The 12601-nt window shown below is 49.7% G+C and carries 12 protein-coding genes; 7 read left to right on the forward strand and 5 right to left on the reverse strand.

What is annotated here, in order from left to right:
• Positions 1–123 precede the first annotated feature (123 nt).
• The 3 genes from WH43_RS18000 to WH43_RS18010 form a co-directional block, all read right to left on the reverse strand.
• Positions 124–1281, reverse strand: a complete 1158-nt coding sequence (locus WH43_RS18000) for a GGDEF domain-containing protein (protein WP_053425949.1) — start codon at positions 1279–1281, stop codon at positions 124–126.
• Positions 1282–1479: 198 nt separating this feature from the next.
• Positions 1480–3297, reverse strand: a complete 1818-nt coding sequence (locus WH43_RS18005) for a monovalent cation:proton antiporter-2 (CPA2) family protein (protein ID WP_053425950.1) — start codon at positions 3295–3297, stop codon at positions 1480–1482.
• Positions 3298–3321: 24 nt separating this feature from the next.
• On the reverse strand, positions 3322–3855 hold the full coding sequence (locus WH43_RS18010; RefSeq protein WP_053425951.1) for an NAD(P)H-dependent oxidoreductase: 534 nt from the start codon (positions 3853–3855) through the stop codon (positions 3322–3324).
• A gap of 496 nt (positions 3856–4351) precedes the next feature.
• Between WH43_RS18010 and WH43_RS18015 the strand changes: the two genes are divergently transcribed.
• From WH43_RS18015 to WH43_RS18030, 4 genes are all read left to right on the forward strand, one after another.
• Positions 4352–4897, forward strand: coding sequence for a chalcone isomerase family protein (locus tag WH43_RS18015; protein WP_152342896.1), 546 nt, complete (start codon positions 4352–4354; stop codon positions 4895–4897).
• Entirely contained in the window at positions 4894–5469 is a 576-nt protein-coding gene (locus WH43_RS18020; RefSeq protein WP_053425953.1) for a DUF3833 domain-containing protein, read from the forward strand. The genes WH43_RS18015 and WH43_RS18020 overlap by 4 nt, the downstream gene beginning before the upstream one ends.
• A 62-nt stretch (positions 5470–5531) precedes the next feature.
• A complete protein-coding gene (locus WH43_RS18025) occupies positions 5532–6209 on the forward strand; it encodes a response regulator transcription factor (RefSeq protein WP_053425954.1) in 678 nt (225 codons plus the stop codon).
• A complete protein-coding gene (locus WH43_RS18030; RefSeq protein ID WP_053425955.1) occupies positions 6209–7600 on the forward strand; it encodes a sensor histidine kinase in 1392 nt (463 codons plus the stop codon). The genes WH43_RS18025 and WH43_RS18030 overlap by 1 nt, the downstream gene beginning before the upstream one ends.
• Here the strand turns inward: WH43_RS18030 and WH43_RS18035 are convergent.
• Both WH43_RS18035 and WH43_RS18040 read right to left on the reverse strand, forming a co-directional pair.
• Positions 7578–8120, reverse strand: coding sequence for a DUF2878 domain-containing protein (locus WH43_RS18035; RefSeq protein ID WP_053425956.1), 543 nt, complete (start codon positions 8118–8120; stop codon positions 7578–7580). The two genes, WH43_RS18030 and WH43_RS18035, sit on opposite strands and share 23 nt — an antisense overlap.
• Before the next feature lie 9 nt (positions 8121–8129).
• On the reverse strand, positions 8130–8873 hold the full coding sequence (locus WH43_RS18040) for an SDR family NAD(P)-dependent oxidoreductase (protein WP_053425957.1): 744 nt from the start codon (positions 8871–8873) through the stop codon (positions 8130–8132).
• A 191-nt stretch (positions 8874–9064) separates the two neighbouring features.
• Between WH43_RS18040 and WH43_RS18045 the strand changes: the two genes are divergently transcribed.
• From WH43_RS18045 to WH43_RS18055, 3 genes are read left to right on the forward strand one after another with little or no spacing between them, the layout of a single operon-like run.
• On the forward strand, positions 9065–9646 hold the full coding sequence (locus WH43_RS18045) for a carboxypeptidase-like regulatory domain-containing protein (RefSeq protein WP_053425958.1): 582 nt from the start codon (positions 9065–9067) through the stop codon (positions 9644–9646).
• Positions 9553–11484 (forward strand): TonB-dependent receptor, encoded by a 1932-nt coding sequence (locus tag WH43_RS18050; protein ID WP_082335854.1) that lies wholly within the window; start codon positions 9553–9555, stop codon positions 11482–11484. Before WH43_RS18045 ends, WH43_RS18050 begins: the two co-directional genes overlap by 94 nt.
• A gap of 32 nt (positions 11485–11516) precedes the next feature.
• Entirely contained in the window at positions 11517–12152 is a 636-nt protein-coding gene (locus tag WH43_RS18055) for an outer membrane protein (protein WP_053425960.1), read from the forward strand.
• Positions 12153–12601: the final 449 nt, after the last annotated feature.

Here is a 12601-nt window from a genome sequence, read left to right on the forward strand (position 1 = left end):
AGCGAAGTTATCCAAGGCAAATCAAAAGGAAATCCAGCAAATATGCGTACAAAAAATAATGCCAGTCAGCTTAACTGACTGGCATTAGCCTGTTGGCCGTTTTTTTATTCGCCAGATTAAACCTCAGATATGCTCTGAGCCAAAGACGATACGGTTACGCCCCTGAGCCTTAGCCTGATACAAAGCCTGATCGGCATCGGCCAATAATTCTTTAAGATCCCGCAAGGCACCAACGCAACTAGTACCCCCAACGCTGACAGTTAATTTCACCGGTCTGGCTTCAATTTCCCAGGCATGATGCGCAATACGTTCACACAAACGCTGACCAATGGCAGATGCTTGCTCAGCGCTGGTGTGCGGCATTAACACCGCAAATTCCTCACCACCTAATCGCCCTATTAAATCTGAAGTGCGAAGCCCCACTTTAAGTAAATCGGCCACTTTTTTCAGAGCCAAATCACCAATGGCGTGCCCCCATCTATCGTTAATTTGCTTAAAGTGGTCCAAATCAATCATCAGCACAACCACACTGTACTGCAGTCGCCTGTTTTGCAATAAAGCCTGTTCAGCTCTTTTTAAAAACTCTCGACGGTTCAACAACTGGGTTAAATCATCCAGCTCAGTCAGCCGCAGGAGCTGATTCTCAGTATGAGAAAATGACAACAGAGGCAACATCAGCCCTGTACTGGTGGTTAAAAGCACATGCCCCAACAAGACCCACTGCAAACCAGGTGAACTAAAGGCTCTGTAGTCTTCGCCTATCAATGGTATAACCAACACAAACTGAAATAACATCAACAGGGCGTGCACAGCAAAAAACAATTGCAGTACATAAATAGGAAAAACCGAGATTAACCGGGCTTTTTTTAAAAGCACTATGGCATAAATAAAGATCACAGCAATGCTGAATGAGGTTAATGCTGTTGAAGCATTATTGACCTGATACAGCATACTCAGCGGCAATAGGTACAAAGTCAGTAGTAAAGCCACTTGCTGTTTGGATCTGGCGCTCAGTTGCCCACGCAAAAATAAAACCAGCCCTGTTACCACTAAAGCAGGAGAGAGCAGTAACAAAATATCGGCCAGCAGATAAGTGATCAGAGGCTGGTCGATATAGTATCTTGCACCGGCAGCGCAACCACCAGCGACAAAAACAAAACAGGCGACAGACCACAACAGAAAACTCTGGTCATGACGACGTAACAAATACACCATCGCCAGATAGCAGCCAATCATCACATTTACCAGCAGAGTTAACAGCAACAGCGTGGGTAAATGCAATTCAAATCCATGAAAATTAATAACTAATTACTCCGTTATCAGATAACGATGGCAGTATAGCCCTTTGAGTTTCCTATTTACAAACAACTTAGCTTGCCGCTTTATACCATTTAGCGCTGATAAACTAAGGCCTGTCGCGCACCTGGCAACGAAGTGAGCCTCCCCCCCCCTCGGTGATGGCCTGTGTTTATGCTGGTGCTAACTTGTATTTTTTCGATGGTCAGCAGATGAATATCCACCTTGATAACGTTGCGGTGCATCCCTGCTCTCTCGTTCCAACTGACGCTGCAGCTCTTCCCGGCTTTGCCTGAGCAACTGAATGTAGCTTTTCTCGTCCTGCTGTTCACGCACCAGCTGCATTTTATCAATCAGCTGGTAGTTTGCAGCCCTGAAACGGTCCGCCAGCTCTTTGGCTTCATACTGTCCCATCCCTAGCTGAGTTAATACATCCCTGCCCTGACGCAACGAAGCTTCAAACAGTTCACGCTCAATGTGGTCAACCCCTAACTGACGTAATTGATAGATATGCGCTACATCTTTGGCTCTGGCCATCAGGATTAAATGCGGAAAATGCTGCTTCGCACTGCTGACAATAGCGTTGATCGCCTGCACGTCATCCACCGCAATCACCAGAATTTTGGCATGCGCAGCGCCGGCGGCCTCCAACACATCCATCCGGCTCGCATCGCCGTAATACACCTTGAAACCAAATTTTGTCATGGTTTGAATAGTGTCAGAGTCATGGTCCAACACTGTAGGCACCACGCCGTTGGACAACAACAAGCGCCCCATAATCTGACCATAACGGCCAAAACCGGCAATAATGACTGGACTGTCGGAAGCTTCAACATTGGTGTTCTGCAGCGGTGTATGCTGCTGACGGGCTGACCAGACATCCAGAGCTTTCATTAACAGAGGCGAGAGGGCAATAGACAAAGCGATTAATAAATTTAACATGGCACCTTCGGTCGCACTAAGCAGCGCCCCTGCTGTTGCCAAAGCAGCCAGAACAAAGCCAAATTCGCTGCCCTGCCCAAGCAAAACGGCGTAGCTTAATCGCTCCGGCGCTGCAATGTTTATAACCCTGGCTACTCCATACAACAGCAGCAGTTTTAATCCGACAAATAACAACAATAACAAACTGATCAGTGGCCATTGTGTACTGAGCAGCTGCATATTGATACTTGCCCCAATGGTGATAAAAAATAGCCCAAGAAACAGACCTTTAAAGGGTTCTAAATCAGCCTCCAACTGATGACGGAACTCAGAACTGGCCAGCAGCACTCCGGCAATAAAAGCCCCTAAACCTGCGGAGACCCCAACTATGGTCATCAGCTCCATCACCCCTATCACCAGTAATAAAGCCAGGCCAACAAACAATTCACGCGAACCATAATGGGCTACCCAATGCAGCAAATAACCAATCAGATAACGGCCAGTGAAAATAACAGCGACTACAGCAGCCAAAGCAGGTAAGGCTTTAAACTCAGCGGTATCCGCAGAAGGTGCAATTAAGCTGATGCCAATCAGCAACGGAATTGCGACCATGTCCTGCAGCAACAAGGCACCAAACACCGATTGCCCGGTCTGAGTCCCCATTAAATTGCGATCCTTCATCAGTTGTACAGCAACAGCGGTAGATGACAGTGCTAAAGCAAGACCGATAAAGACCGACAATGCATAAGACAAACCCAGTAAAAAAGTGGCGCCTGCTATACCAAGAGCACAGACCAATACCTGCATCGAGCCAAACAAAAATACTCGATGGCGCATGGCCCATAGTTTTTTTGCATCCAGCTCCAACCCTATGCTGAATAACATCAAAACCACGCCCAGCTCAGCCAATAACTTAATATCGTCGGTATTACTGGCAATGGAGAAACCAGCAGGCCCTAAGGCTACACCGGCTAATAAATACCCCAGCACCACACCAAGGCCAAAACGCTTGGCTAAAGGCACCACCAGCACCATAGCGGCCAGGTAAATCATTAAATAAGTCAGAACGTTAAGATGCATAATCAGTCCTTTAGTGCTGCTTTGTTAGTCCAGCGTTATGGCCGAAGAAAGTTGCTCCAGCCCAGAGCGGAATAATTCGGCAGCTTCTGTGGCAATAGTGCTGTCGGTTAACTCGGGCAGCATCAGGGGTTGTTGCCATTCCATGCCACAAGATAAAGCCAGTTGGCGCAAAGGTGTGAACATAGTCTGCTGATAACAAGGGTCTAATTCATGCTGGGGTGCGACTGCATGAGTAACTAACCAAAAGCCTTTTCCCTGCAGCGACATCACAGGCCCGGCAGAAGCATCTTTGCCATAAGCCCAGCCATACTGAAACACTTTGTGCAGGTACTGCACTAATAAAGCCGGCGGCAAGCCCCACTGCATAGGGTAATGCAACACAATGGCCTTACTGTGGGCCAGCATCTTTTGCTCCAGTGCCACGTCTATATAAAAATCAGGATACAACTGATACAAATCGCGCAGCTCAAGTCCGGGCCAATGCTGAACTGCATTAAGCATCATCTGTTCCAGCCTGGCATGGCGGGCATAAGGATGGGCATACAACAAGCTAATCATAAAGCGCCGATAGTCCGTTAAAAACAGTAGCACTAGTGTTTATGAACGAGCTGGCTCTGGCAAGGGTGTGGCAGAAATAAAGCAGTGATGCAGATGATGCCAAGCTATGTGTCTCAGTGCGAATTTGCCTGAAAAATAGCCTGATAGGGTGAGTCGGCTGGCTGGTGGTGTAGAGAGTATCGAGAGGTCTGCTTAATCGTCACTTTGTGCCAGAAGCGGAAACTCACTGAGATTCGATTGAATCGGCGCTTTTCACTGAAAGCGGACATTAATGTATTTCCAATATTGATGAATTCGAGAGCAGTAAAAAAGGCAGCACAGGTTAACGAGCAGAAGTATCGATATATCGGTGTTTGAAAAACAGGCACAGATAAAAGCTGCCCCTTACCCGCATTTTCTGAAATTTTAATGTGTAAACATTACCAAATGGTAACTTGGTTTGATTGTCATTTCGCGCATAATTTGTCCACAGACCAGAATAGTCATTTAGGGTTTTATGACAGCGACAAATGCAACATTATTGCGACCTTTCTACATCACCATGTTGCTCCTGAGTATCAGTTACGGTGCGCAAGCGGCAACTGCTGTGGGTATAAGCGAGTGGGTGCCACAGGCGAAGCTAGTAGGGCAAGCCCGGATGACTTACCTGTTTTGGGATGTTTATGACACCAGACTGTATGCAGCCGATGGGAAGTGGCAGGCTAGCGCGCCGTTTGCGCTGGAATTAAGCTACTTGCGTGATTTGGACGGCGAGGCCATTGCCAAACGTTCTATTGAAGAGATCCGTAAACAAGGCTTCACTGACGAAGCAACCTTAGCACGCTGGTACCAGCAACTCAGTCGCATATTCCCCAATGTCAAAAACGGTACCCGGCTAATGGGGGTGGTTGACCAGCAGCAAATAACTCGCTTTTATCTTGATGGTCTGCCGTTAGCCGAGGTCAACGCCCCCCTGTTTTCAACCTGGTTTTTTAATATTTGGCTCAGTGAAGCGACTTCTGAACCGACACTGCGGGCACAACTCCTCGGAGAACAATCATGAAATGGCTGCTTTTGATATCCCTGTTAGTGCTATCCGGCTGTGGTTTACGCATTGACGGTCAGCCGTATCAGACGCAGCAACCTCAGCTCGATATAGTCCGGTTTTTCTCCGGTGAAGTGAAAGGCTGGGGCATCGTCCAAAACCGCAGTGGCAATGTAGTGTCACGCTTTACTGTCACCATCAAAGGCGATTATCAAAATGGGGTTTTAACCTTAGATGAGACGTTCTTTTATGGTTTGGGTGATGGCGTGAAACATCGGGTTTGGACCATTCAACCTCAGGCAAACAACAAGTTTTATGGCCGTGCCAACGATATCCCTGGCCCTGCGCGTGGACAAAGTTTTGGCAATGCGCTGTATTGGGGTTATCACATGGACTTGCCGGTCGATGACAGTACCTACAATGTTAAATTTGAGGACTGGATGTGGGCATTTGACAGTCAAACGCTGGTGAATCGTTCGTATATTCGCAAGTTCGGTATTACCTTTGCTGAAGTGACCATTTTCATGCAGCGACAACATACAGACAATGAAAACACTCGGGCGCCTGCTGCGGACATTACGCCGATTTAATGTTGCGATGGTCATTTATTGCGTATGATTCATGTTGATAGCGCAACAAAGAGATCAAGTGTATGCGGGTTTTAGTGGTTGAAGATGACAGTGAAGTGGGCAGTTATATCGTCAAAGGACTCAAAGAATCAGGGCATACCGCCGACTTGGCTGCTGACGGCAAGCAAGGCCTGTTTCTGGCAACCACAGAGCCTTACGATGTGATGATCCTTGACCGGATGCTGCCACATGTCGATGGTATGACCATTATCAATACGCTCAGAGCCTGCAATATTCTGACCCCGGTGTTGTTTTTGTCGGCAAAAAGTAAGGTGGAAGACCGGGTCAGCGGCTTGCGCGCCGGCGCTGACGACTATTTAACTAAACCCTTTGCCTTTGAAGAATTGCTCGCCAGAGTGGAGATCATGGCGCAGCGTAAACATCAATCGACGCAACAAACGACCACATTAAGCTGTGCCGATTTAACCATGGACCTGCTATCCCGCGAGGTAAACCGCGCGGGCGAACGGATTGAGCTGCAAGCCCGTGAGTTTCGTTTGCTGGAATATCTGCTACGCAATAAAGGCCGCGTGGTAACCCGCACCATGCTGTTGGAAAACGTCTGGGATTATACCTTCGACCCGCAGACCAACCTGATTGATGTGCATATCAGCCGACTGCGACAAAAAATCGAGAAGCACTCTAGCGGCCCGCTGATTGAAACTGTGCGCGGCGCCGGTTACCGGATGCAGGACAAATAATGCGAGCCATTCGCCGTTTTACCGCCAGCTCGTCATTTTTTATCGGCTTATTGTTTAGCTCTATGGTGCTGGTCGGCATTTTTTTTGTGTTTTACTTTGTGGTATTAACCAACAACGACATTTTCCTGCGTGAGTCTGAGGCTGCGATTGACGTCAAAATGCAGCAGTTTCAACAACTGGAACAGTTAGCGGGCATCGATGCTGTCTCTTCGCATCTGAGCGCATTGCAAGCTGATGACCAGGGCTACCTTTTCGCAATGCGTGATTCTGGGCAAGGGCTGCTGCAGCACAATATTCCGTTTTGGCCGTCATCTATTGAAATGACTTACTCCAACGGCATGATCATGTTTGAGATCCCCAATGCGCTCTTGCAGCATTCCAGCCGGAGTACCCGACTGCGCAGCGAGCATTATGATGTGATGGCGCGGATCTATCGGTTTGCTTCTGGTCATGAACTGTTGGTCGGGCGTAATATTGATGACTTAGAAATTGCGCAATGGGTTGGCAGTACTTTTGGTTGGTTGATGATCGCGCTGTTGCTTTCGATCTCCTTGATTAGCTTTGGCGTGGCTTATTACGTGGTCACTCGGATTAACCGCATCTCGGAAACTGCTGATCGCATCATTGATACTGGGCGCTTGTCCGAGCGGCTGCCGATTGACAACTCCTGGGACGATCTTAGCAAGTTGTCGCTGTCGCTGAACCGGATGTTCGCCGAACTAGAGCAGCAGGTGCATGCCATCAAAACCGTCTCCGATAATATTGCCCACGATCTGCGCACACCATTAACCCGCATCCGCTCCAAATTAGACCCGGTGCAGCCCCAAGCGCTAAAAGAAACGCTGGTCACCGATGTTGATCATTTACTGGCGATGTTTGCCGGCTTGCTGCGGATTGCGGAACTGGAAAACAGCCAGCAATGCAGCGCCTTTGCGCGACAGCCGGTCCACGTGATTGTCGAGGATGTGATTGAGCTGTATGCGCCACTCTGTGAAGAACGGTACCAGCAATTTAGCTGCGAGTGCCGTGATCTGACAGCGGTCTGTGATAAAGATCTTATTTTTCAGGCGATTGCCAATGTACTGGATAACGCGGTGAAGTTCACACCGCTGCATGGTTCGATTCACCTGGATTTACAACAAGATGGCAGCGACTGTGTCATCCGCGTGACGGATTCTGGCCCGGGTATCTCAGCCACTGACATGGACAAAATTACCCAGCGCTTTTACCGCGCTGAGAGCAGCCGGACCACGCCAGGCTTTGGCCTTGGCATGGCCATGGTGAATGCCATTATGCTGGTGCATCTGGGGGAAGTGCGCTTTGCTAACCATCCCGCTGGCGGCCTGTGTTGTGAATTGCGCTTTCCTATCAATCGCCAGCTTGCTGGGTAATGATCGGCGGGTTCAACTGCTCGCTATAGCGGGTTAAGCCAATCAACAGCGGCGTGAGTACTGCCCAATTGAGGCCTACGACAAGGGCAGTGGTCAACTGACCTAATGGGAACTCAACAGCACCCAACTTCGCGGCGGCCAGGTAACTTAAAGGCGCAGCCACAATTGACAGCACGGAGAACAAGACCGGTTTTTTCATCAGTGGCGCCATGCTGTGACGTAAGGTCGCGGCAAACCCCAACCAAAGCCCGATTAACCACCAGGGAATAGGCAGCGTTTGCGTACCGGACGCAAAGACGTAAACCCCAGCCATAGCCATGATGCTATCGCAGACAATGCCGGCCGCAGCAGCGGTAAGCAGTAAAAACAGCTCTGCGCGCCGGTTGGTACACCAGAACAAGTGTAGTGCCAGTAACAGCATGACACCAAACAAATACTGATTGGTACCCAACACTGCGGTGAACCACAGCACTTGAAACAGCACCACGTTATAGAGCAGCGAATAGCGGGGTAACTTCATAGCCCTCCCCTAAATGTCTTGTTGCTTCAGGCGTTTGCATAAACTACGCTGCCAGGATAATGGCAGAAGCGCCAAGAGGCGCAGTATCCCCGAAAAAATCAGTGGAAAGTAAAAAGCCGCGCCGCGTTGGTTGATACTCGCGAGAATGGCTTGCGCTGCTTGCTCTGCAGTAATTTGCATCGGCATGGCAAAAGTGTTTTTCGCCGTTAGCGGGGTTGCGACAAAACCCGGCGATAGGGTTTTGACGATGACGCCGCGTAAGCCGAGATCAACCGCCAGACTCTGTGCCAGATAGAACAATGCTGCTTTACTGGCACCATAGGCCTGACTGCGGGTAAACGGCAGTAACCTGGCCAGTGAGTCGACCATTAACAGCTGTTTCCCCGAAGTCAGATTCGGTAATAAGGCTTCGACGCAGTATACGACGGAGAAAAAGTTCGCATCGAAGACCCGTTTAATTGCCTCACTGTCCCAATGTTCGACATCAATGTATTCACAGGTCCCGGCATTGAGCAGCACCACATCGACATTGAGTTTACCCAGCACTAACAGGCAACTAGTGCGGTCGGTTAAGTCAAACGCCAGGGTGGTGATGTTGGCGCTTTGCTGGGCTAAAGCGTCGAGGCGTTGCTGATCACGGCCACAGGCGTACACCTGCCAGCCCGCCGCCGCTGCGGCCAGCGTCGTGGCTTTACCGATCCCGGAGCTGGCACCGGTGATCAGTATCGTTTTACGGGGAATGTGGTTCGCCATCTGCGAGGTCCTGCTGTAAGAAAAAGATAAGTTCAGTATGACGGGAATGGGCTTAACAGAAAGTGGAGTCTGCATTAAGTTTTCGTCATCTTTCTCCGGCTTGTTTTATTAACTTTTATTAATCTGGCCGTAAGTGGTCAGTAACAAGGCGTGTTCCATAATCACCGGATTGAAGTTTCAGATGATGGAGAATGGAGCATGAAAATAAAACAACGGACCAAAACGTCCACCACCATGCAACCTGGTTACTAACCTGCGCGTTTGCGCTGCCGGGTAGCGTGGTTGCCGCACAGTTAGCAGGTGATGGTGCAGTCTCAGTGCAAGTACTAGATGGCAAAACCGCCAGACCAGTCGTAGGCGCTGCGATTAGCTTGCAGAGCCGTGACGGCCAGAAAGTCAGTAAAACCACCGATGATCAGGGGCGGGTGAAAATTGAGGGCCTAGCGGTTGGTTTGTATGAGGTGCGCGTCAGCGGCCGCAGTTATCAACTGTTTGTCGAACCGACATTACGGGTCAGCAAGGACAAAACTACCCCTATCGCGGTGGAGTTACTCAAAACTGATAGCATTGAACGCATTCAGGTCACCAGTTCACAGCGGGTGCTGGATCAAAATGCCTCGGCTGGTACCAGCTATCTGACCGGGGATAATCTCACCAGTGCGGTCCAAGTGGTGGCGATGTGTTGCGGGCGTTGGATGGACTGCCTGGTTTATTCTCCAGTGGCGAATTTTCCAGCTTTACCGTGCGAGGACGTGGCCCGAAAGACAACCTGATTCTGGTCGATGAGATCCCGTTTCAAAAGGTGGTGCACTTCGACGACTCTTTTGGTGATTTAGAAGACATTGAAGGCGGTGGGCGTTTTTCGGTGTTTGCGCCCAATGTGATTGGCGGCGCAGAATTTCAGCCCGGCGGCTGGAGCCCGGCTTATGGTGGCGGCGCAGCGTCTTTGTTAAAACTCAATGTGGCAGAAGGCAACAATGACAGCGCCAGCTATTCTACCCGGCTGGATTTATCCGGTCTGGAAGTTGGTTATGATGGCCCAAGCCGGCTGGATGACGATACCTCGCTGTTGTTTTCCGCCCGCCGGCTGGATTTTGGCCGGGTGTTTGAAACGGTCGGCGTGGAAGACATCGGCACGCCAAAACTGACCGATATCATCGTCAAAACCACCACTAAATTCGGTACGGACGGCAAGCTCAATGTACTGGCGATTTACGCGCCGGAAACTTTTGAGCGTAACCTGGAAAATGCACTGGCGTCCGACGAAGACGATCCGGGCAACTGGGAAGATTTAGAGTTGGCTACTTCGGAAGCCGACAATAGTTTATTGGCGATTAGTTATGCTCAGTTAATTGGCACTGACTCGCAGTGGACCAACCGGGTTTACATCCGTGATTTCGGCCAAACCACCTCGATTGGCGAAGCCATGCCTTATCTAGCCTCTGCTGGCGGCGAGGTGCCGGTGCGGCAGAATATTTTGTCCTCTTCCATTGATGAGCGTGAATACGGCTGGCGGTCGGACTTTGTCACTTTTAACGATTTTGGCCAGCTCGATAGTGGCCTGATGCTGCAACGCATTGATGTGGAATACCAGCAACGTCTGAATGACGTGCAGTGGATCCGTTATGTCTATGATCGTGACGACAGTCGGCCTGCTGATGCTAACTACATCGTACTTACGCCCGACAATACCAATAGTTTGTTTCGTAGCAGCGCGACCAATGCATCAGGTTATGTCAATCAAACGGTCGATTTCGGCGACTGGAATTTCCGTGCCGGTGCCAGGCTGGAGCGCGATGGCATCACCGATGAAAATCTGGTGTCGCCACGCTTTGGCACGTCCTGGCTGGTGACCGACCGCTTACAAATGACCACCACGGCCGGCATTTATTATCAACCACCGTCCTTTGACGACCTGGCGGCGGATAACAGCAACCAAGACCTGAAAAACGAACGCACAGTGCAGCTTAGCGTCGGCTGGAAATATGCGCTGACCAGCGATATTGAGCTGTTGTTTGAACCCTACTATCAGCAATTAAGTGATTTGCTGGTGAAACAGGATGGCGTTGAGCAAACGCTGCGCAACACCGGCGAGGGCTATTCTTGGGGCGTTGATACGGTAGCCACGAAACGCTTCAGTGATGGCTGGTCTTTGCAGGCCAATTACAGCTACAACAAATCCCGCGTCAAAGATGCGGCAGACACGGCGTATTACGTGGCCGATTTTAACCGGCCGCATTTTGTTCAACTCGGCGGCATTTATGAGCTCGATGATCGCTGGAGTTTTTCCGCGCGCTGGAAATGGGCGTCCGGCACCCCGCGTGATGGCTTTGTCATCAACCAAAACGTGTTACCGGACAGTGGCTTACTGCGGTATTCCAAAGAAACTACTACGCGCAATATCGACCGGTTTGACGGTTTTAGCTCGGTGAATTTCCGCGCCGACTATCGCCGCCAGTACAGCTGGACTGACCTAGTGGCCTTTGTCGATATCATCAACCTGTTAGGTTCTGACAATCCCAGCTCAGCCGAGTTTAACGAACGCACCGGCCTTGACGTGGTCGAGGATGGCGAATCGATCATTCTGCTGGGCTTTAAATTGCAGTGGTAATAAAAAACAACTAGTTGACTGGAGAGAACATCATGAAAACAACCTACCTGTTATCTGCCCTCACTGTGCTGACAGCACTGATGGCGCAAGCACAGGCGGCCGAGTCCGCCCACTATTATGTCAAACCTTATGCCGGTATCAGCTACATGAACGATGTGACCGGCAAGACGGCAACGGCGCCAATTGATGTGGAGCTGGAAAAAGGTCTGGTGCTGGGCGGTGCCTTCGGCTACCGCTACAACGCCAACATTGCCGCCGAAGTTGCGTGGGAATATCGCAGCAATGATAGTGAAACCATGGTGGGTAAAGACATTTACCCGGATGGTAATTATGCCTCGAACACTATTTATCTGAACGGTCTGTACTACTTCGAACCATGGGGCAGCCTAACGCCTTATGTTGGTATAGGTGTTGGCTGGATCCAGGAAATTGATATTGATTTGGAGCGCAATGGTGTCGAAACGTCTTACTCCAACAGTGGCAATTTCAGCTATCAGGGCTTTGCCGGTCTCGAGTATCGTTTATCGTCAAACTGGTCTGTGCATACTGAGTTACGCCATAGCGGTAGTAAATCCGGTACGCTGGAAGATGAAAAAACCAAAGCACAATTTAGCAGCCTGAATTACAAACCATTTACCTGGCAGCTCGGCGCAACTTACCGCTTCTAAGCTGCGATTTTCGCTGTTTAGCTTCATTTGTGATCGATGCCCCTTTAAAAGAGCTGCAAAGGCAGCTCTTTTACTTTAAAAATGGTCGGTTATAACGCCGAGGCTACCGGTGCTAGCCTTAACCGGGTCGAGTGTTCATGCAGCGAAATGGCATGCAAGAGTCGATAATTTAGAAGTGGTATCGGTTAACCTACATTGATGTAATCTCACGAAAAAACGAATGTTCGCAATTAAGGTATAGCAGTTATTCTCATTGCGATTATTAGGAGGTTATGGATGTCTGCTATTCGCTCATACCAGACGCTCAGTTAACCGGATAATTGCTGTATCTGGCGTTCAGCAGCCTATGGCCTTGGGGGTAAATTCGGATGCCTTTTGCTTTTTGGCTCCAACAATAGAATGGATAAAAGCGGCCTTCCCAGCAGGCGATCCATTTAATACAGGAATAG

Origin of the sequence: Rheinheimera sp. KL1 (genome assembly GCF_001275035.1) — a bacterium.
In the GTDB taxonomy this organism is placed as follows: Bacteria; Pseudomonadota; Gammaproteobacteria; order Enterobacterales; family Alteromonadaceae; genus Pararheinheimera; species Pararheinheimera tangshanensis.